Below are 18,764 nucleotides of genomic sequence, written 5' to 3'. Positions count from 1 at the left end.
GGGCGGGGGGGTCAGCGGGGGCGGGTCGTGGACGGGGCCGCGGCGGCGGCGGGGGGCACCGGGCCCTCGCGCGGGCCCGAGGTCGGCCCGGGGGCCGGGGCGTCTTCGACCTCCGGGTCGGGGGCGTCCGGCCCGGCGGCGAGGCCCGGGGCGGCCTCCGGGGCCGTCGGGCCGAGATCGGCTTCAGCCTCGGCCTCGGCGTCAGCCTCGGCGACCGCCTCGGGGCCCTCGGCGGCGTCGGACGGCTGGGGGTCGACCGGGGCGCCCGGGCGGGCGAACTGCACGCCGTTGACGACCACGCGTTCGTCCCCCTCCAGGCCGGAGGTGATCACGCTCATCCCGTCCAGGGACCGGCCGATCGTGACGGAGCGGTACTCGACGACGTCCTCGTCGCCGACCACCAGCACGTAGTCGCCCCGCTGGTCGGTGCCGAGCGCCCGGTCGGGCACGAGCAAACGGGGGCGGGCCGCGCCGACGGCGGTGCGGACCCGGGCGAAGAGGCCCGGCAGCAGGCGTCCGTCCTCGTTCGGGAAGATGCCCCGGAGCTGGAGCGTGCCGGTGCCCGGGTCGACGCCCAGGTCGGCGAAGTCGAGGCGGCCCGTGTACGGGTAGCCCTGCTCGCCCCCCAGGCCCACCTCCAGCACCCGCTCGCCCTCCCCCAGGGGGGAGGACGGGGCGGCCTGGTTGGGATCCTGCTCGCTCTGGAGGTCGAGCAGGTCCCCCTCGCTGAGGGTGAAGTAGACGTAGATCGGGTCGAAGCGCTCGATGATCGCCAGCGAGGTCATCTCGGCCTGGACCAGGTTGCCCGTGTCGACCAGGTGTCGGCCGATCCGGCCGGCGATCGGGGCGCGGATCTCGCAGTAGGCGAGTTGCAGCTCGGCGTCCTCGACCGCCGCCTCGGCGGCGGCCAGGCCGGCGACGGCCGACTCGCGCTCGGCCTGCTTGATGTCCAGCTCCTGCACCGTGCCGGCGTCCCGGCGGACCAGCGTCCGCAGGCGGCCCAGCTCGCCCTCGGCCAGCTGCAACGCGGCCCGGGCCCTGGCCAGGTCGGCCTCGGCCATCGCGAGCTTGGTGCGGTAGGGGGCCTGCTCGATGGTGAACAGGAGCTGGCCCTCCTCGACCGTCGACCCGTCCTCGAAGTGGATCTCCTCCAGGTAGCCGTTGACCCGGGCCCGCAGCTCGACCGTGGCGATCGCCCGGGTCGAGCCGGTGAACTCCAGGTAGTCGGTCACCGGCCGCTCGACCGGCGTCGCGACCTCGACCGCCGGCGGCGGGGGCGGGGCGTACTCGTTCCTCGGCTGGCATCCCAGGGCCGCCAGCACCCCGGCGGCCAGCGCTGCAACTCCGGACCTTCGACTGCGGGTCATCGACGTCGGGCTCCTTGACTCGGGGGCGGGAAGTCCGGGGGGGATCACCCGGGGAGGGCGTCGGGCGGTCGGCCCGACGGCCCGGGACGGGCCTCGGGTCCGGCCAGCCCGAGCAGCTGGTCGCGGACGATCCGGTCGGCGAGGTCGGGGGGGAGGGTGCCGTCTCGGTAGAGGAAATCCATGGTGTGGATGACGACCAGGCCCCGGAGGGCCTTGGTCAGGTCGGGCGCCCGGCCCGGGGCCAGGATCCCGGCCCCCTCCAGCCGGCCGGTCGCCTCGTCGAGCAGCGCGTTGATCTCGCGGACGAAGGCCTCGGCCTCGGCCGCCAGGCACTCGTCGGCGGGGCCGAACATCACGGCGTAGAGGAACCGGGCCCGCTCGGGGGCCGCCCGGCTGAAGTCGAGCATCGCGTCGACCATGCGGACCACCCGCCCCAGCGGGTCGAGCGCCGCGTCGCTGAGCAGCCGTCGCAGGGCCGCGACGACCTCCGAGGAGGGGCGGGTCAGCAGCTCCTGGGCGAGCCCCTCCTTGCTCTTGAAGTGGTAGTAGAGCGTCGGGCAGGTCACCCCGGCGGCTTCGGCGATCGCCCGGACGGGGGTGGCGGCGAATCCCCGGTCGGCGAAGAGCCCCGAGGCGACCCGCTCGATATGCCGGGCGGTCGCATGGCCCTGCTCCGGCGAATCCTGCCCGTCCCCTCGTCCCGTCATCCACCCACCCTTCCGGCACGCATGCCCGCAACCTCATTTATAGAGCGCTCGTTAAGCTACCGCTCGGTACAATAGTCTAGACAGGCCGCCGACCGAGTCAAGGGCGGATGTCCGGGCCGGGCCGCCCGCCCCCGGCCGCGTCGGGCCGAATCCCGGGGGGGCCGCACCCGCGCCGAGGCCCCCGGGGGGGCCTCGGCGGGGCGGGATGACCGGTTCCGATCGGGTGCGGGCGGCGCTATAATGCGTAGGACGGCCGTCGGAGGATCGCCCGGCGGTCCCGGACCGATGCGGACGATTCAGGAGGCCCCTTCAGATGCAACATTCGCACACCCGCCGATCGTTCCTGGGGATGGGGATCGGGACCCTGGGGGCGTGGGCCTCGCTGCGCCCCGCCCGGGGCCGGGCGACCGGCCAGGGGGCCGGGACGGGCGCCGAGGCGATGGCGGCGAGGGCCGTGGCGTTCCTGAAGGGACGGCAGGAGGAGAACGGGGGGTGGTCGACCGAGCGGAGCCCGGGGATCACCGGGCTGGTGGTCACGGCCTTGCTGAGGTCGGGCGTCACGCCGTTCGACCCGACCGTCGAGCGCGGCTTGTCGTACGTCGAGGGGATCGTCGGCAACGACGGGATGCAGGCCGGGGGGCCTCACGCAAACTACCTGACCGCCATCGGCATCATGGCCCTCGACGAGGCGAAGAAGAAGGGGGCCGGCGACCGCTACGACGCCGTCATCCGGGGAGGCCAGGCGGCGCTCAAGGGCTTGCAGTGGGACGAGGGCGAGGGGAAGACCCCCGCCGACCCGTTCTACGGCGGCGCCGGCTACGGCGGGCACAGCCGGCCGGACCTGTCCAACACCTCGTTCATGATCGAGGCCCTGCGGCAGACCGGCCTGCCGGAGGACGACCCGGCGTTGCAGAAGGCGCTGCTGTTCGTCAGCCGGACGCAGAACCTCGACAGCGAGTTCAACGACCAGCCCTGGGCCGACGCCGTCGACGACGGCGGCTTCATCTACACCCCGGCCAACGGCGGCGAGAGCCAGGCGGGCGAGGCCCCCGGCGGCGGGCTGCGGTCGTACGCGAGCATGACCTACGCCGGGCTCAAGAGCATGGTCTACGCCGGCTTGACCATGGACGACCCGAGGGTGAAGGCCGCTCACGAGTTCATTCGGAACAATTACTCGCTGGACGAGAACCCGGGCCTCGGCCAGCAGGGCCTGTTCTACTACTACCAGACCTTCGCCAAGGCCCTCGCCGCGCTGGGCCGGCCGACCCTGACCGACGCCGGGGGCACCGAGCACGACTGGCGGGCCGACCTCGTGGCCGCGTTGGCCGAGCGTCAGGGCAAGCTCGGCGAGTGGGTCAACCCGGCCGACCGCTGGATGGAGGGGGATCCGAACCTGGTGACCGGCTACGGCCTGCTGGCCCTGGCCTCGGCGCGGCCGTCGGGCTGATCGGGCGGGCCCCGGCCGGAGGAGGCGGCCGGGGCGACTCCGGCCGGGCCCGGGGGTTAACGGCCGGATCGGGGGCCGGCCGCCCGGAGCGCCTCGGAGAAGCGGCCGGCGAGCAGGGAGGGGGAACGCCGGGCGTGCCGGACGAGGCCGATCGTCCGCCTCGGGCGCGCCCCGGAGAGCGAGCGATAGACGCGAGACGGGTCGGCGTCGAGCCGCCGGGCCATCTCCGGGACGAGCGAGATGCCCCGGCCGAGGCTGACGAGCTCCTGGATCGTGGCGAGCTGGCTGACCCGGCTGGTGACGATCGGCTGGAGCCGCTTCTGGTGGCAGAAGCTCAGGGCGTTGCCCGAGAGGCAGTGGGCGTCGTGCAGCAGGATGAAGGGCTCGGACTGGAGGTCCCTGATGGAGACCCTCGGCCGATCGGCCAGGCGGTGGCCGGCGGGCAGCAGGACCAGCAGCTCCTCGTCGAATAGGGGCTCGACGTCGAACTCGGCGTGGTCGATCGGCAGGGGGAGCACGGCCAGGTCCAGCTCGAATTCGAGCAGCCGGGAGACGATCGACTCGGTCACGTCCTCCACCACCTCGAGCCGGGCCCGGGGGTGGGCCCGGGCGAAGCCGTCGAGCACCCCGGCGAGGAAGTAGGGGACGACCGTCGGCGGGGCGCCGACGACGAGCCGGGCCGCCTCGGGGTCGTCGTTCACCAGGTCGCGGGCCCCGTCGATCAGGGAGAGCACCTGGTCGGCGACCGGCTTGAGCCGTCGCCCGGACTCGGTGAGCAGGGCCCGGCGGCCGAGCCGCTCGAACAGGGGGCGGCCCAGCTCGGATTCGAGCTTCTGGATCTGCTGGGATAAGGATGGCTGCGAGACGTGGCAGGCCTCGGCCGCCCGGGTGAAGCTGCCCAGCTCGGCCAGCCGGGCGAAGTAGCGGAGCTGGTGGACTTCCATTGGCTGCGCCTATCGACCGGATAGGAAAATCGTCTTGGACTTATCGATTGAGTCCCCCGATAATCCGGGAGCCGGCGGGGGGTGTCAACCGGATGGGCCGGTGGTGCGAGGCCCGCCCCCGGCGCGTGTCGTCCGCGAGACGGGCAGCCCCCGGTCGACACGGTCATGCCCCGCCCGGATGCTCGCCGGGGAATCGCACGCATGGGCCACCCCGGCGAGGATCGGGGCGGCTCCCTCGGAGATTCACCCATGCGTCCGGCTCGCCGACGAGCCGCCCCACGCTGCGACCGCCGATCCTTGACCACCACCCCAGGAGAGATCATGACGTCGACACCACACCTCGCTCGTCTCGCGACGAGCTTCGCGGTGCTGTGCATCGCCGCCCCCGCGATCGCCCAGGACCCGCGGCCCGAGGGCCCCCAGGGGCGGGACGCGGGGGCCGTGGTCTCGTGCCCGGTGACGGGCGCGATCCGAACGCTGACCGCCCTGACCAAGACGGTCCAGGGCCCCGGGGACTCGGACCAGGCCCCCCCGAAGTACGAGGCCCCGGCGCCGCAGGCCATGTCGAATCAGGACTGGTGGCCCGACCAGCTGAACCTGGAGATGCTCCACCAGAATTCGCCCGCAAGCAATCCCATGGGCGCGGACTTCGACTATGCCGAGGTGTTCAAGTCGCTCGACCTCGATGCCCTCAAGAAGGACATCAACGAGGTGATGACGACGTCCCAGGACTGGTGGCCGGCCGACTACGGCCACTACGGGCCGCTGTTCATCCGGATGGCCTGGCACAGCGCCGGCACGTACCGGGTCGCCGACGGCCGGGGAGGCGCCTCGGACGGCACCCAGCGGTTCGCCCCCCTCAACAGCTGGCCGGACAACGCCAACCTCGACAAGGCCCGTCGCCTGCTCTGGCCGATCAAGCAGAAGTACGGCCGGAACATCTCCTGGGCCGACCTGATGGTCCTGGCGGGCAACTGCGCCATCGAGTCGATGGGGGTCGAGCCGTTCGGCTTCGCCGGCGGCCGGGAGGACGTCTGGGAGCCCCAGCAGGACGTCTTCTGGGGGTCGGAGCGCGAGTGGCTGGGCGGCGAGCGCTACCAGGACCAGAAGCTGGAGAACCCGCTGGGCGCCACCCAGATGGGGTTGATCTACGTCAACCCGGAGGGGCCCAAGGGCGAGCCGGATCCGCTCGCCGCGGCCCAGTCCATCCGGCTCACGTTCGGCCGCATGGCGATGGATGACGAGGAGACCGTCGCCCTGATCGCCGGCGGCCACACGTTCGGCAAGGCCCACGGCGCCGCCGACCCCAAGGAGTACGTCGGTCCCGCCCCGGAGGGGGCCGGCCTCGTGGCCCAGGGCCTCGGCTGGCTGAGCCGGTTCGGCAAGGGGAACGCCGGCGACACGATCACCAGCGGCCTGGAAGGGGCCTGGTCCTCCTCGCCGACGAAGTGGTCGAACGAATACTTCGACAACCTCTTCGACTACGAATGGGAGCTGACCGAGAGCCCCGCCGGGGCCAAGCAGTGGACCCCCAAGGACGGCGCCGGCGACGGCACCGTGCCCGACGCCCACGACCCGTCGAAGATGCACGCCCCGATGATGTTCACGACGGACCTCGCCCTGAGGATGGACCCGGACTACGAGAAGGTCTCGAGGCGATTCCACGAGAACCCCGAGGAGTTCCAGCGGGCCTTCGCCAGGGCCTGGTACAAGCTGACCCACCGCGACATGGGACCCCACGCCCGGCTGCTCGGCCCGGAGGTCCCCGAGCCCCAGCTCTGGCAGGACCCGATCCCCGAGGCCGATCACGCGCCGATCGACGACGAGGACGTCGCCCGGCTCAAGGCCGAGATCCTCGACTCCGGCCTCTCCCCCTCGGACCTGATCTCGACCGCCTGGGCCTCGGCCTCCACGTTCCGGGGATCGGATTATCGCGGCGGGGCCAACGGGGGCCGCATCCGCCTCGCCCCCCAGAAGGACTGGGAGGTGAACGAGCCGGCCCGACTCGCCGAGGCCCTGCAGGCCTTCGAGCGGATCCAGAAGGAGTTCAACGACGCCCAGGACGACGGCAAGGCGGTCTCGATCGCCGACCTGATCGTGCTGGGCGGGACCGCCGCCGTCGAGCAGGCCGCGAAGGAGGCCGGATTCGACGTCCGGGTCCCGTTCGCCCCCGGCCGGACCGACGCGTCGCAGGAGATGACCGACGCGGAGTCCTTCGCCGCGCTGGAGCCGACCGCGGACGGGTTCCGCAACTACCTGTCATCGAGCGACGACCGACGGCCGGAGGAGTCGCTGGTGGACCGGGCCCAGTTGCTGACCCTGACCGCCCCCGAGATGGCGGTGCTCGTGGGAGGCCTCCGGGTCCTGGGCGCGAACGCCGGTGACTCCCCGCATGGCGTCTTCACCGATCGCCCCGGGACGCTGACCAACGACTTCTTCGTGAACCTGCTGGACATGGGCACCACCTGGCAGCAGTCGGCCGAAGGCGACCAGGTCTTCGAGGGCCGGGACCGGGAGTCGGGGGCGGTCAAGTGGACCGGCACCCGCGTCGACCTCCTGTTCGGCTCCAACTCGCAGCTCCGGGCCATCGCGGAGGTCTACGCCGCCGACGACGCGAAGGAGAAGTTCGTCCGCGATTTCGTCGCGGCCTGGACCAAGGTGATGAACCTCGATCGCTTCGACCTCGACCCCGAGGCCTGAAGCGGCCCGACGCCGATATTGGCCCGTCAAGGCGACCGATCGGCGTCAAAGGTGTCCGCGACCCGGCCCCCCCAATCCGGCCCGACGGTCGGCGTCGGGGGGCTGGTCTCGGCACCGAGAGGAGACCGGGAGGGGGCGACGACGCCCCCCCATCTCGACCCGACCCCCGCGTCCGACGGACGGCATCATCCCCATCATCTTCGCCGTCCTCGGGGCGGGGGAGTCGGGCGAAGCATTCCCGATTCCTGGGCACGCCGGGACGCATCGCGGCCGTCGAACGGGAGGGCCGCATCCGGCGCGGAGGAGGGGAGGGGTCCTCCTCGTCAGGCGTCCCGAGGATGACGGCGAGTCCCCGGGATCACCGCCGGGCGGCTCGGACCGGGAGAGCCCCGGGGGCCGGCATCGGCGAGGGGTCGACGTTGACCGGGCGTCCGTCCCGGGACCGACGATCGGTAACCGTATCGCGATCCACGTGTCTTCGCGTGAGAGACGCGCCGGCTTCCCGCGGCGACTCCCCGCCGAGTTGCCCCGAAGGGGCGACGCGATTCGATCGATTGGGAGCGGCAGCCGAGCCGATAATCGGGAGGAGCGGATCGGCCCTCCGTCGCCCGCGTAACGCCACGCGGGCGATCGCTTCCAATGCCGTTCCCCGGAGCAGAGCATGAGGCTCTTCTGCTCGTCCCGCCGCCTCAACTGGGTGGCGATCGGCGCCCTCCTGACCACGATCCCAGCCGTTGTGGTGGAGCCGGCTCCCGCCAGGGCCCGGCCGCCGGTCAGCCCGCTCAGCCTCGCCGACCTGGAGCGGTTCGCCCTGTCGCATAACCCGACCCTGGCCCAGGCGACCGCCCAGCTCGACGCGGCCCAGGGCCGGGCGGTCCAGGCCGGGCTCTACCCGAACCCGACGGTCGGGTACTTCAGCCAGCAGATCGGGGAGGAGGGGACGGCCGGGCAGCAGGGGGCATTCCTCACTCAGATGATCGTCACCAGCGGGAAGCTGAGGCTCAACCGGGCGAAGTCGGCGCGCGAGGTTGACGTCGTCGACTGCCAGGCCAAGGCGCAGGGGCTTCGGGTTTTGAATACCGTCCGCATTCAGTTCTGGCAGGTGGTCGCCCTGCGGTACATGGCCCGGGCCCAGGAGGAGCTGATCCGCCGGGCGGATGACGCGGTGACGGCGGTCGAGGGTCGCCAGGAGGCCGGGGACGCCGAGCGGGCGGATGTGCTGGAGGCCCGGCTGGAGAAGACGCAGCTCGAGGATCTCCTCGAGGAGACCGCGAACCGCCACCAGGCGGCCTGGGGACGGCTGGCCGCGCTGGTCGGCCTGCCGGACCTGCCCCCGGCCCCGCTCTCCGCGGACCTGGAGGCCGCCGGCCCGCCCCTGGAATTCCACGCCGCCCTTGCCCAGTTGCTGACGGCCAGCCCCGAGCTGGGCGTGGCCCGTTCCGTGGCGGCGAGCGATCAGGTCTCGTTGCAGCGGGAGCTGGTCGAGCCGGTCCCTAACCTCCAGCTCGAGCTGGCCACCGCCTACAACGCGGCCGACCAGCGGCAGCAGGCGTACGCCCAGCTCGGGTTCATGCTGCCGATCTTCGACCGCAACCAGGGGAACATCCGGGCGGCCCGGGCCCAACTCGTCCGGTCCGCGTCCGGGGTGCGCCGGGTGGAGCTGAACCTGAGGGACCGGCTGGCCACGGCGTTCGAGCAGTACCTGTCGGCCCGGGACGACGTGGAGCAGTACCGGGAGGAGCGGCTGCCGGGGGCCCGGGAGCTGTTTGACCTCCGGTTGGAGGGGTTGAAGGCCGGTAAAGGCGAATGGTCGCAGGTCCAGCAGGCCTTGCGCACCTACGCCCAGGCCCGGCAGGAGTATCTGCAGTCGCTGCTCAACCTCCGCCGGGCGGAGGTGGGTATCTGCGGGCTGCTGCTGGTGGACGGGCTGGACGACCCGCCGCCCCCGCCGAGCCAGGGCCAGCCGCATCGGGACCAGGAGCAGAAGCTGTTCCAGGAGAGCCTCCAGCAGCCGCTGCTCGGGCCGGGCGGGCGTCGGATCGAGGACCGACTCGGGAACCAGCAGCCGTAGGCGCTCTCATGGATCGCCCCGACTGCCGCGGTGTGACAGCATCCGTACCATGACCCCCCGTCCCGTAGCGGTCCGGAACCGCAAGCGGGGGTCACCGGTTCGAGGCGATCGTAACATGGCCATCACGATGGGGTTCGTATTGCGCATACGGCGATCGGGCCGAGGCCCGCCGCGGCGACGACTTCGAGGGCGAAGGTGGGGCCCTGCGTATGGCTCAGGGCCCGGCTGACGGCGGCGTCTCACCAGGAAGGCTAACGGACCGCGACCCAGGGCGGCCGGCTGGCCGACCATCAGCAGGAGCCCGATCGGCACCAGGCCGAACCAGGCGTCGAGGTCCAGGCGACCGGGACATGCCTTGATCCTCGCCCCGTGACCGCTCACGATTCCCCGTCACCCAGGGCATGGCGGATGCGGTCCCGCATCTGCTCGGCCTCGTCGCCGGAGTACGACTGCTGGGGCCAGGGCCAGCGGAAGGCGTCGTCCTTGAACCGGGGGACGATGTGCCAGTGGACGTGGTGGACGGACTGGCCGGCGACCTCGCCGTGGTTGACGATCACGTTCAGGCCGTCGGCGCCGGTGGCCTGCTTGACGGCCCGGCAGAGGCGGGGCAGGAGGGATCCGACGTGGGCCGAGACGTCGTCGGGCAGGTCGGAGAGGGTGGCGGCCTCGGCCTTGGGGACGATCAAGAGGTGCCCCTTGTTGACCGGGCCGACGTCGAGGAACGCCAGGGCGCCGTCGGTCTCCAGGACCTTGGCGGCGGGGATCTCGCCCCGGAGGATCCGGGCGAAGACGTTCTGGGGGTCGTAGGCCATGCTCGGGGCTCCCGGCCGGGTCGAGGGGAGGGGAGGGCGAGGGGGGCTCAAACGGCCGAAGGCAGGGGCCAGATGACGGGTCATCTGGCCCCTGCCTTCGGCGGAATTCATCGGGTGCCGGGGTCGGATCGGATCAGGCCTCGGAGCCGACGACCTCGGGCTGGACCGACTGGGAGCGGACGGGCTCGTCCGCGCCGATGAGCTGGATGATGGCCATCTGGGAGCAGTCGCCCTGGCGACGGTGGGCGAGCTTGAAGATCCGCGAGTAGCCGCCGGGCCGCTCCATGTAGCGGGGGGCGATCTCGAAGAAGAGCTTGTAGGCGACGTCCTTGCGGGTCAGGACGGTGAGGATGCGGCGGAACTCGGCGAGGGGGAGCTTGTCGGCCGCGTCGCCGCCGAGGGCCTTCTGGCGGCGGATGCCGCGGACGGCCATCGTGATCAGCTTCTCGGCGTAGGGCTGCAGTTCCTTGGCCTTGGCCTGGGTCGTCTCGATCCGCTCGTGCTCGAAGAACGAGGTGGCCAGGTTGCGCATGAGCATCCGGCGATGCTCGGGGCTCCGCTTGAACTTCCGTCCGGCTTTGCGGTGACGCATGGCTTGGGTCCCAGTAGGCAGAAGGCAGAAGGCGGTAGGCAGTAAGCCGGATATCCGAGTCCCGACGACGCAGCGGAGGAGGCGACCCGGTCCGGGGTGATGCGTGCCCGCCGGACGGTCCTGTTCGGCCTACTGCCTACTGCCTACTGCCTACTCCCGAATGAGATCAGCGGCGGGCGATGTCCATGCCGAGATCCAGGCCGATCTCCTGGAGCTTGACGCGGACTTCCTTGAGCGTGGTCTCGCCGAAGTTGCGGACGCCGAGGAGCTGGTCCTCGGACCGGCTGACGAGGTCCCGGACGGAGGTGATCCCCTCGCTCTCCAGGCAGTTGGTGGCGCGGACGGAGAGTTCGAGCTCGGCGAGGCTCATGTTGAGCTTCCGCTCGGTCTCCATGTCGACGCCGCCGCCGTAGGAGCCCCCCTCGAAGCCACCGGAGCCGTCGGCGGGCAGGCCGGGGCCGGGCTCGTAGTACTGGACGAAGGGGTTGAGGTGCTTGCGGAGGATCTTGGCGGCCTCGACCAGCGCCATCTCGGGGCTGAGGGTGCCGGTGGTCCAGATCCGCATGGTGAGCTGGTCGTAGTTGGTCCGCTGGCCGACCCGGGTGTCCTGCACCTTGTACTCGACGCGGGTGACGGGGCTGAAGATGGCGTCGATGGGGATCGCGCCGATCTCCAGGTCGTCGGTGTGCCCCTCGGCGGCGGGGCGGTAGCCCCGGCCGTTCTCGACGCTCATCTCGATGTGGAACGGGACGTCGTCGGTGAGGGTGCAGAGGATGTGGTCGGGGTTGATGACCTCGACCGACTCGTCGTGGAGGACGTCGGCGGCGGTGACGACGCCGCGGCGGTCGCGTTCGATGCGGATGGTGCGGGGGCTGTCGCTGTGGTTCTTGACGACCAGGCCCTTGAGGTTGAGCACCAGGTCGGTGATGTCCTCGACCATCCCGGGGATGGTCGAGAACTCGTGCTGGACGCCCTGGATCTTGATCGTGGTGACGGCGCTGCCCTCCAGGCTGGAGAGCAGCACGCGACGCAGGCTGTTGCCCACGGTGTGGCCGAAGCCGCGTTCGAACGGCTCGACGTGGAATTCGCCGAACGACTCGGTCAAGGTCTCCCGGGTGCAGACGACCCGGCTGGGCAGTTCCAGGCCTCGCCAACGGATGCGCATGGCTGAATCAGGCTCCCAAATTCACCGCAGAGGACGCGACGGGCGGGCGTGGCTGGGGGAGGGGCGGGCGGCCGATCGACCGACTCGATCGATCGATGGGCTCGCCCGGCGACGATCCGGTCCCCTGGGGTCTTCCTCGGCGTCCTCTGCGTTCTCCGCGGTGAATCCCCGTCCCGAATCCGAATCCGACGATGGCGTCTCCGACCGGCCGGCCCGGCGTCAGCGGCTCAGCAGCTCGACGATCAGCTGGGGCGTGACCGGCAGCGAGACGTCCTGGATGGTGGGCAGTCGGCTGACCCGGCCCTCGGCGGGCTCGGTGGAGGTGCGGTCCAGCCAGTCGGGGACCGGCGGCATGCCCTCCATGCTCAGGGCCCCGGCGACGAGGTTCTGCGAGCCCTCGCGCTCCTTGATCTTGATCACGTCGCCCGGCTTGACCAGGTAGCTCGGGATGTCGGTCTTGCGGCCGTTGATCAGGATGTGGCCGTGGCGGACGAGCTGCCGGGCCGAGGGGCGGCTGACGGCGAAGCCCAGGTGGGTGACCACGTTATCGAGCCGGCGCTCGAGCAGGGCCATGAGCAGGTCGCCGGTGTTGCCGGGGCGGCGGCTGGCCATCTCGTAGTAGCGGCGGAACTGGCGCTCGAAGACGCCGTAGTACCGCTTGACCTTCTGCTTCTCCCGCAGCCGGATGGAGTACTCGCTCGGCTTGCCGCGGCGGTACTGCTGCTGCCCGGGGGGGCCGTCCCGACGCTCGACGGCGCACTTGGGCGAATCGCAGCGCGAGCCCTTGAGGAAGAGCTTGATCCCTTCGCGTCGGCAAAGCCGGCAGACGGGTCCGATGTGGCGTCCCATGATCCTCGATTCTCAACCAGATAAGTGCCGAGCGATGGCGTCTGAACCGTCCGTCTGCTGAGGGATCGGGCCGGCGGCGTGACGGCCCGGCACCCGCCCGCTCAGCACCCCGACATCCGCGAGGCAAGGCATCCCGATACGGGGAAACGACCCGACCGGCCGAGCCGATCAGACCCGCCGCTTCTTGGGGGGGCGGCAGCCGTTGTGCGGCAGGGGCGTCACGTCCTCGATCGCCTTGATCGACAGGCCGGCGGCCTGCAGGGCGGTGATGGCGCTCTCCCGCCCGGAGCCGGGGCCCTTGACGCGGACCTCGACCTCCTTGACCCCGAACTTCGTGGCGGTCGAGGCCGAGACCTCGGCGGCCCGCTGGGCGGCGAAGGGCGTGCTCTTGCGGCTGCCCTTGAAGCCGACCGTGCCGCTGGAGGCCCAGCAGAGGGTGTCGCCGTTCGGGTCGGTGACCGTCACCAGCGTGTTGTTGAACGTCGCCTTGATGTGCACGACCGCGCGGCTCACGTTGCGGCGGGTCTTCCGCTTCTTGGCCTTGGCCACCGCTGGGCTGCTCCGCTCTTCGGGTGTCCGGGACGGGGATCGAGTCGGACGCTCCGATCAAAATCCGCCGAATGATTGCTCCGATGGAACGAACGCGCCCGGCCGTCGCCGGGCGAGACGCCCCGGGGCCGCGTCGGGCCTCGGGGGGCCGGGTTGAGCCGAGGCGGGCCGCCCTCCCCTCCGGAGAACGCGGCCTCGGGGCCGGCTCAGCGCATGTCCTTGACGCCCTTCTTGCCCGCGACCGTCTTGCGGGGCCCCTTGCGGGTCCGGGCGTTGGTCTGGGTCCGCTGGCCGCGGACGGGCAGGCCCCGGCGGTGCCGCAGGCCGCGGTAGCAATTGATGTCGCGAAGCCGGGCGATGTTCTGCTGCACGACGCGCTGCAACTGGCCCTCGACCGTGTACTCGTTGTCGAGCAGCGCGATGATCTTGGCCAGCTCGTCGTCGGTCAGGTCGCGGGCCCGCTTGGTCGGCTCGACCCCGGTACGCTCGCAGAGCTGATCGGCCAGGAAGGGGCCGATGCCGTAGAGGTAGCGCAGCGAGATCCGAATCTGCTTATCGTTGGGGATGTCGACGCCCAGGATACGAGGCATCCGTCCTGTTCCTCCGGGGAGGCGGTCCGATCAGTCCGGCGGCCCGAGTCGAGGCCGCTCGGGCCGTCTCAGCCCTGCCGCTGCTTGTGCTTGGGATTGGCCTTGCAGATGACGTACACCTTGCCCCGTCGCCGCACGATGATGCAGGCGTCGCAAATCCGCTTGACGCTCGATCGGACCTTCATCGCTCCTCGTCCCGTCTGCTGCTGCCTGATGAATGATCGCGTCGGTTCTTCGAGCCCGCTTGGGCTCGACGGCGCGTCGGGGATGCCGGTCGACCGGCGCGCGCCGCGGACCGGGGGGAATTCGACTACTGTATCGCAACGGCCCCGCCGAGGCAAGGCTGTTGTGACCCGAACAATCGGAATCGACCCGATCTGCAGGCCGTCCAAAGATCGTCCGGTGTCAGGCCGGGCTGGCGGGCGACCCGGGCCAGCATGCGAGGACCAATCTCGTCAGTGTCGTGGAAAAAGGACACGAAGTCCGGCCAGCCGACCCATTCAAGGACACGATGCGAGCCTCCGAGAGGGCACTTGACACTCCAGCCGATGCGAAGGAGGGCAGCGAGGACGTGTCTCGCCTTGGTCGAATGCCATCGAATCATGAACTGATCGCGAAGAGACGGCCGAGCTCGGGGACCTTCTCGCCATGTTCCAGTCGGTCGGCCCATACCCTGAGCGCGAGCGCCTCGACTCGGCCGATCGCGTCGAGGCGAGAAGGACCGCAGGCGAGGGCACCGGGGAGTTCCGGGACCTCGGCGATCCAACGGCCGTCGACTTCCTGCTCGACCTCGATCGTCAGCGGGCCCGCCGCATCCATGGTCGCCCCCGTCTCATTCCTGGTCCGGCGGCAGGGTGAGGATGCGGGGGCCGTCGGCGGTCATGGCGACGGTGTGCTCGAAGTGGGCGGCGCCGCGGTTGTCCTTGGTGACGATGGTCCAGCCGTCGGCGAGGGCCTTGACGTGCTTGGTCCCCAGGGCGACCATCGGCTCGACGGCCAGGACGATGCCAGGCTCGAGCCGGATGTCATTGCGACGCAACGCCTTGCTGAGGAAATTCGGGACCTGGGGCTCCTCGTGCATGTCGCGACCGATGCCGTGGCCGACGAACTTCTCGATGACGTGCATCCCCTGGCTCTTGACGTATCGCTCCATCAGGCCGGCGACCTCGGACCAGTACTCGCACCGGCCCATGGCCCGGATGGAGAGTTCGAGCGTCTCCCGGGTGACCTGGAGCAGCTTGCCGTGCTCCTGGGTGACCTCGCCGATGGCGAGGGTGACGGCCGAGTCGCCGCACCAGCCGTTGAGGCGGCAGCCGGTGTCGACGGAGATGATGTCGCCGTCCTGCAAGGGCCGACGGCTGGGGATGCCGTGGACGACGGCGTCGTTGACGCTGGCGCAGATGACGGCGGGGAAGGCGCGGACGCCCTTGGTCGGGCTCGGGTAGTTCAGGAACAGGGGGGTGGCGTCGTACTTCCGGAAGACGGCGGCGACCGCATCGTTCAGCTCGGCGGTGGTGGCACCGGGCACGGCCAGCTCTCGGACGCGGCCGAGGGCCTCGGCGACGACCTTGCCCGCCTCCCGCATGAGGCCGATCTCCCGGGGGCTCTTGAGCTTGATGATCGATCGGCTGGGGCGGAGCATCGGGGGGGGCCCTCCGGGGCGGGGCGTTCGGCGGCGAGGCGAGCGGGGCCGGACCCGGGGATCGCCGGGCGGGGCGGCTCCCGCCGGGCGATCCCGGCCTCCGGGATCAGCGTCGGGTCATCAGGCCGCTGTAGTTCCGCATGATCAGGTGGCTGTCGATCTTCTGCACCAGGTCGAGGCAGACCGAGACGACGATCAGCAGGCCGGTGCCGCCCAGGAACGAGGTGATCAGCGGGTCCACGCTCGTGCCGGCCTGGGCCAGCCCCGCCTGGACCAGGGACGGGATGACCGCCACCAGGCTGAGGAACGCGGCGCCGACGTAGGTGATCCGCAGCATCACCTTCTCCAGGTACTCGGCCGTCCGGCGGCCGGGGCGGTAGCCGGGGATGAAGCTGCCGTAGTCCTTCAGGTTATCGGCCATGTCCTTGGGGTTGAAGGTGATGGCCGTCCAGAAGTAGCAGAAGAAGTAGATCAACGCGATGTAGAAGACCGTGTAGACGTAGCCCTGGCTCTGGAAGGCGTCGAGCGTGCTCTCGCAGAACCGGGCGATGCCGACCTGCCAGCCGGCGGCGTCCTCGTCGGTCAGCCAGCCGGCGGTGCCGGAGGAGAGCCCCTTGAAGATGAAGAAGGGGAACATCAGGAGGCTGGAGGCGAAGATGATCGGCATGACGCCGGCCTGGTTCACCTTCAGGGGCAGGTACTGCCGGCTGCCGCCGTAGACCCGACGCCCCCGGACGTGCTTGGCCGACTGCGTCGGGATCCGGCGCTGGCTCTCGGTGATCGCGATGACGCCGACGATCACGGCGATGAACAGCGCGAACAGCAGGATGGTGACGATCAGGCTGTACGGCTTCTCGGCGTCCCCGGTCAGGCGGGGGGTGAAGCCGGCGGCCAGGTAGAACATGGCGTCGTCGGCGCGGGCGAGGATGCCGGCCATGATCAGCAGGCTGATGCCGTTGCCGATGCCGTACTCGTCGATCTGCTCGCCGATCCACATCAGGAAGATCGTCCCGGTGGTCATGATCAGCATGCAGATGAACCCGTACGGGAAGAAGTCCTTGTATCCCGCCGGGATGAAGTCGAGCGTCTGGACGAACTGGATCCACATGGCCGACTGGCCGAGGCAGATCACCACCGTCGCGTATCTCGTGTATTCGTTGATCTTCTTGCGGCCGCTCTCGCCCTCCTTCATCAGGGCCTCCAGCTGGGGCACGACGCTGCCCAGCAGCTGGAAGATGATCGAGGCCGAGATGTAGGGCATGATGCCGAGGCCGAAGATCGTGCTCATGCCGATCTGGGTGCCGCCGAACATGGCGGCCATGCCGAGGACCTTGCCGAAGGCCTGCTGGCGGATCGTCTCCTGCCACTCGGCCAGGGCCGACTGGTCGACGATCGGCAGGGGGATGTAGAAGCCGATCCGGTAGATGGCCAGGAACATGGCCGTCATCAGGATCTTGCGCTGCAGCTCGGGGACCTTGAAGAAGATCGTGATCAGCTTCTGCACGGCAGGACGGCTCCTGTGCGCGTCGGGGCGGGGCGTCGGCGATTCAAACAGCGTCCTTGGATTCGTCCCGGTCGGTCCGGAGATCGCCGGCGGTCGGTGCGAAGGCCGGGCGCACGGCGAGGTCCGCCCCGGCGCGTGAGGGGCGGTCGGGCTTGCTCCCAATGGGACGGCCGCCGGGCCGGATCTCGTCTCGATCCGGCCCGGCGGCGTGGTCCGATCGGGTGATCAGCCGACGACCTCGATCGAGCCGCCGGCGGCGGCGATCTTCTCGGCGGCGGTCTTGGAGAACTTCTGGGCCTTGACGGTGAGGGCCTTGGTCAGGGTGCCGTCGCCGAGGATCTTCAGGCCGTCGTCGTGGCGGCCCTTGACCAGGCCCTTAGCCCGGAGGACGGCCTCGTCGACGGTGGCGCCAGAGTCGAAGAAGGCCTCGAGCAGCTCGAGGTTGAGGATGGCGAAGTCCTTCTTGAACCGGCCGTTGGAGAAGCCCCGGATCGGCACCCGGCGGACGATCGGCATCTGGCCGCCTTCCATCAGGGGGTGCTGCTTGTAGCCCTGGCGGGAGGAGTGGCCCTTGTGTCCCTTGGTGCTGGTCTTGCCGTGGCCGGAGCCGACGCCGCGGCCGATCCGCTTGCGCTTCTTGTGCTTCTGGATTCCTTCGTGGACGTCGTGGATCTGCATCGTCATCTACCTCAAAGTTCGACGCCACGGAGCCGGGCGACTTCTTCCTTCGTGCGGAGCTGCTCCAGGCCGTTGATGGCGGCCTTGACCAGGTTGAGCTTGTTGGCCGAGCCGATGCTCTTGGTCAGGATGTCGGTGATGCCGGCGGCCTGGACCACGGCCCGGACGGCGCCCCCGGCGATGACGCCGGTGCCGGGGCTGGCCGGGAGCATGATGACCTTGGCGGCGCCGTAGCGGCCGATCACCTGGTGCGGGATGGTGCCGCGCCGGGTCTGGACCCGGCACATCCGCTTGTGGGCGTCCTTGACGCCCTTCTCCACCGCCGGCGGGACCTCGTTTGCCTTGCCGTAGCCCCAGGCCACCTGGCCCTTGCCGTTGCCGACGACCACCAGGGCGTTGAAGCTGAATCGGCGGCCACCCTTGACCACCGCGGCGCAACGGCGGATGGCCACGACGCTCTCGGTCCACTCGCCGCGATCTCGACTGTCGCTGGACACCATGATCCTCCGGGGAAGTAGGCAGTAGGCAGGAGGCAGCAGGAGGGCGGGCGGATCGGGTCGTTGCGGTCGACGATTCGGGACAATGGGCCGCATCGGGACAGGGACGGGGCCGGGGCGGGTGGCCGGGCCCCCTCTGTCCTGCCTGCTGCCGACTGCCTGCTGCCTGCTCGCTCCCGATAATCAGAATTCCAGGCCGGCCTCGCGGGCGGCGTCGGCCAGGGCCTGGATGCGGCCGTGATACTTGTAGCTTCGGCGGTCGAAGCAGACCTTGTCAATACCGGCGGCCTTGGCGCGCTCGGCGACGAGCTTCCCGACGACCGCGGCGGCGGCCTTGTTGCCGCCGTAGCCGCTCTCCTGGCGGAAGCTCGGCTCGACGGTGCCGGCCGAGGCGAGGGTCGTCGCCGAGTCGTCGTTGATGATCTGCGCGTAAATATGCTTCGAGCTGCGGAAGATCGCCAGCCTGGGCCGCTCGGCCGAGCCGTGCAGCTTCTTGCGGACGTGCCGCTGACGGCGGAGCCGCTGCCCCTGGACGTGCAACCGTTGGTTCTTGCCCTTCACCTTCGTGCTCTCCTGCTCCGGGCCCCTTGGGCAGCCGATGCCGACCGGCCACCCGGCCCCTTGTTGAGTCGGCGGTCGGAGGTCGACAG

Annotated in this window: 19 protein-coding genes; 3 read left to right on the top strand and 16 right to left on the bottom strand. The window is 70.6% G+C overall.

The window, feature by feature from the left end:
* Positions 1-11 precede the first annotated feature (11 nt).
* A complete protein-coding gene (locus tag ElP_RS00230; protein ID WP_145266138.1) occupies positions 12-1,367 on the bottom strand; it encodes an efflux RND transporter periplasmic adaptor subunit in 1,356 nt (451 codons plus the stop codon).
* Between the two features lie 44 nt (positions 1,368-1,411).
* Positions 1,412-2,074, bottom strand: coding sequence for a TetR/AcrR family transcriptional regulator (locus ElP_RS00225; protein ID WP_145266136.1), 663 nt, complete (start codon positions 2,072-2,074; stop codon positions 1,412-1,414).
* A gap of 313 nt (positions 2,075-2,387) precedes the next feature.
* Between ElP_RS00225 and ElP_RS00220 the strand changes: the two genes are divergently transcribed.
* Positions 2,388-3,521 carry a prenyltransferase/squalene oxidase repeat-containing protein gene (locus tag ElP_RS00220; RefSeq protein ID WP_197446601.1) on the top strand — a complete coding sequence of 378 codons (1,134 nt, stop codon included), beginning with the start codon at positions 2,388-2,390 and terminating at the stop codon, positions 3,519-3,521.
* A gap of 56 nt (positions 3,522-3,577) precedes the next feature.
* On the opposite strand, the gene ElP_RS00215 is transcribed toward ElP_RS00220, so the two are convergent.
* On the bottom strand, positions 3,578-4,465 hold the full coding sequence (locus ElP_RS00215) for a LysR family transcriptional regulator (RefSeq protein WP_145266133.1): 888 nt from the start codon (positions 4,463-4,465) through the stop codon (positions 3,578-3,580).
* Positions 4,466-4,786: 321 nt separating this feature from the next.
* On the opposite strand from ElP_RS00215, the gene katG reads away from it, so the two are divergent.
* The gene (gene katG / locus ElP_RS00210) at positions 4,787-7,165 is read left to right on the top strand and encodes a catalase/peroxidase HPI (RefSeq protein WP_145266130.1); all 2,379 of its coding nucleotides are present in this window, start codon (positions 4,787-4,789) and stop codon (positions 7,163-7,165) included.
* A 661-nt stretch (positions 7,166-7,826) separates the two neighbouring features.
* A complete protein-coding gene (locus ElP_RS00205) occupies positions 7,827-9,236 on the top strand; it encodes a TolC family protein (protein ID WP_145266128.1) in 1,410 nt (469 codons plus the stop codon).
* A 377-nt stretch (positions 9,237-9,613) separates the two neighbouring features.
* Here the strand turns inward: ElP_RS00205 and ElP_RS00200 are convergent, their stop codons facing one another.
* The 13 genes from ElP_RS00200 to rplR all read right to left on the bottom strand — a co-directional run bounded on the left by ElP_RS00200 (position 9,614) and on the right by rplR (position 18,675).
* On the bottom strand, positions 9,614-10,048 hold the full coding sequence (locus ElP_RS00200) for an HIT family protein (RefSeq protein WP_145266126.1): 435 nt from the start codon (positions 10,046-10,048) through the stop codon (positions 9,614-9,616).
* A gap of 133 nt (positions 10,049-10,181) precedes the next feature.
* Positions 10,182-10,640 carry a 50S ribosomal protein L17 gene (rplQ, locus tag ElP_RS00195; RefSeq protein WP_145266123.1) on the bottom strand — a complete coding sequence of 153 codons (459 nt, stop codon included), beginning with the start codon at positions 10,638-10,640 and terminating at the stop codon, positions 10,182-10,184.
* Between the two features lie 166 nt (positions 10,641-10,806).
* On the bottom strand, positions 10,807-11,805 hold the full coding sequence (locus tag ElP_RS00190) for a DNA-directed RNA polymerase subunit alpha (protein ID WP_145266120.1): 999 nt from the start codon (positions 11,803-11,805) through the stop codon (positions 10,807-10,809).
* A gap of 219 nt (positions 11,806-12,024) precedes the next feature.
* Positions 12,025-12,654 carry a 30S ribosomal protein S4 gene (gene rpsD, locus ElP_RS00185; RefSeq protein WP_145266117.1) on the bottom strand — a complete coding sequence of 210 codons (630 nt, stop codon included), beginning with the start codon at positions 12,652-12,654 and terminating at the stop codon, positions 12,025-12,027.
* Between the two features lie 168 nt (positions 12,655-12,822).
* On the bottom strand, positions 12,823-13,203 hold the full coding sequence (gene rpsK, locus ElP_RS00180; RefSeq protein WP_145266114.1) for a 30S ribosomal protein S11: 381 nt from the start codon (positions 13,201-13,203) through the stop codon (positions 12,823-12,825).
* 206 nt (positions 13,204-13,409) lie between these two features.
* Positions 13,410-13,793: a 30S ribosomal protein S13 gene (gene rpsM, locus ElP_RS00175; protein ID WP_145266112.1), complete on the bottom strand. Its 384-nt coding sequence runs from the start codon at positions 13,791-13,793 to the stop codon at positions 13,410-13,412.
* A 68-nt stretch (positions 13,794-13,861) separates the two neighbouring features.
* The gene (gene rpmJ / locus ElP_RS00170; protein ID WP_145266109.1) at positions 13,862-13,978 is read right to left on the bottom strand and encodes a 50S ribosomal protein L36; all 117 of its coding nucleotides are present in this window, start codon (positions 13,976-13,978) and stop codon (positions 13,862-13,864) included.
* A gap of 415 nt (positions 13,979-14,393) precedes the next feature.
* Positions 14,394-14,612, bottom strand: coding sequence for a type II toxin-antitoxin system HicB family antitoxin (locus tag ElP_RS00160; protein ID WP_145266104.1), 219 nt, complete (start codon positions 14,610-14,612; stop codon positions 14,394-14,396).
* A 13-nt stretch (positions 14,613-14,625) separates the two neighbouring features.
* Positions 14,626-15,435 (bottom strand): type I methionyl aminopeptidase, encoded by an 810-nt coding sequence (gene map / locus ElP_RS00155; protein ID WP_231749366.1) that lies wholly within the window; start codon positions 15,433-15,435, stop codon positions 14,626-14,628.
* Between the two features lie 106 nt (positions 15,436-15,541).
* Entirely contained in the window at positions 15,542-16,939 is a 1,398-nt protein-coding gene (secY, locus tag ElP_RS00150; RefSeq protein ID WP_145266102.1) for a preprotein translocase subunit SecY, read from the bottom strand.
* 225 nt (positions 16,940-17,164) lie between these two features.
* On the bottom strand, positions 17,165-17,617 hold the full coding sequence (rplO, locus tag ElP_RS00145; RefSeq protein WP_145266099.1) for a 50S ribosomal protein L15: 453 nt from the start codon (positions 17,615-17,617) through the stop codon (positions 17,165-17,167).
* An 11-nt stretch (positions 17,618-17,628) separates the two neighbouring features.
* Positions 17,629-18,117, bottom strand: coding sequence for a 30S ribosomal protein S5 (gene rpsE, locus ElP_RS00140; RefSeq protein WP_197446600.1), 489 nt, complete (start codon positions 18,115-18,117; stop codon positions 17,629-17,631).
* A 180-nt stretch (positions 18,118-18,297) separates the two neighbouring features.
* On the bottom strand, positions 18,298-18,675 hold the full coding sequence (gene rplR / locus ElP_RS00135; RefSeq protein ID WP_145266096.1) for a 50S ribosomal protein L18: 378 nt from the start codon (positions 18,673-18,675) through the stop codon (positions 18,298-18,300).
* Positions 18,676-18,764 lie beyond the last annotated feature (89 nt).

Origin of the sequence: Tautonia plasticadhaerens (assembly GCF_007752535.1) — a bacterium.
GTDB classification, from domain to species: Bacteria; Planctomycetota; Planctomycetia; order Isosphaerales; family Isosphaeraceae; genus Tautonia; species Tautonia plasticadhaerens.
This window is presented reverse-complemented; position numbering and strand designations above follow the sequence as displayed.

What these genes read in the sequence shown, in the direction of transcription:
- ElP_RS00215 (WP_145266133.1), bottom strand. Translation starts at nt 4,465, where the DNA reads ATGGAAGTCCACCAGCTCCGCTACTTCGCCCGGCTGGCCGAGCTGGGC.
- ElP_RS00220 (WP_197446601.1), top strand. Translation starts at nt 2,388, where the DNA reads ATGCAACATTCGCACACCCGCCGATCGTTCCTGGGGATGGGGATCGGG.
- rpsD (WP_145266117.1), bottom strand. Translation starts at nt 12,654, where the DNA reads ATGGGACGCCACATCGGACCCGTCTGCCGGCTTTGCCGACGCGAAGGG.
- ElP_RS00190 (WP_145266120.1), bottom strand. Translation starts at nt 11,805, where the DNA reads ATGCGCATCCGTTGGCGAGGCCTGGAACTGCCCAGCCGGGTCGTCTGC.
- rplO (WP_145266099.1), bottom strand. Translation starts at nt 17,617, where the DNA reads ATGCAGATCCACGACGTCCACGAAGGAATCCAGAAGCACAAGAAGCGC.
- ElP_RS00225 (WP_145266136.1), bottom strand. Translation starts at nt 2,074, where the DNA reads ATGACGGGACGAGGGGACGGGCAGGATTCGCCGGAGCAGGGCCATGCG.
- rpsM (WP_145266112.1), bottom strand. Translation starts at nt 13,793, where the DNA reads ATGCCTCGTATCCTGGGCGTCGACATCCCCAACGATAAGCAGATTCGG.
- ElP_RS00230 (WP_145266138.1), bottom strand. Translation starts at nt 1,367, where the DNA reads ATGACCCGCAGTCGAAGGTCCGGAGTTGCAGCGCTGGCCGCCGGGGTG.
- ElP_RS00200 (WP_145266126.1), bottom strand. Translation starts at nt 10,048, where the DNA reads ATGGCCTACGACCCCCAGAACGTCTTCGCCCGGATCCTCCGGGGCGAG.
- katG (WP_145266130.1), top strand. Translation starts at nt 4,787, where the DNA reads ATGACGTCGACACCACACCTCGCTCGTCTCGCGACGAGCTTCGCGGTG.
- rpmJ (WP_145266109.1), bottom strand. Translation starts at nt 13,978, where the DNA reads ATGAAGGTCCGATCGAGCGTCAAGCGGATTTGCGACGCCTGCATCATC.
- ElP_RS00160 (WP_145266104.1), bottom strand. Translation starts at nt 14,612, where the DNA reads ATGGATGCGGCGGGCCCGCTGACGATCGAGGTCGAGCAGGAAGTCGAC.
- rplQ (WP_145266123.1), bottom strand. Translation starts at nt 10,640, where the DNA reads ATGCGTCACCGCAAAGCCGGACGGAAGTTCAAGCGGAGCCCCGAGCAT.
- rpsE (WP_197446600.1), bottom strand. Translation starts at nt 18,117, where the DNA reads ATGGTGTCCAGCGACAGTCGAGATCGCGGCGAGTGGACCGAGAGCGTC.
- map (WP_231749366.1), bottom strand. Translation starts at nt 15,435, where the DNA reads ATGCTCCGCCCCAGCCGATCGATCATCAAGCTCAAGAGCCCCCGGGAG.
- ElP_RS00205 (WP_145266128.1), top strand. Translation starts at nt 7,827, where the DNA reads ATGAGGCTCTTCTGCTCGTCCCGCCGCCTCAACTGGGTGGCGATCGGC.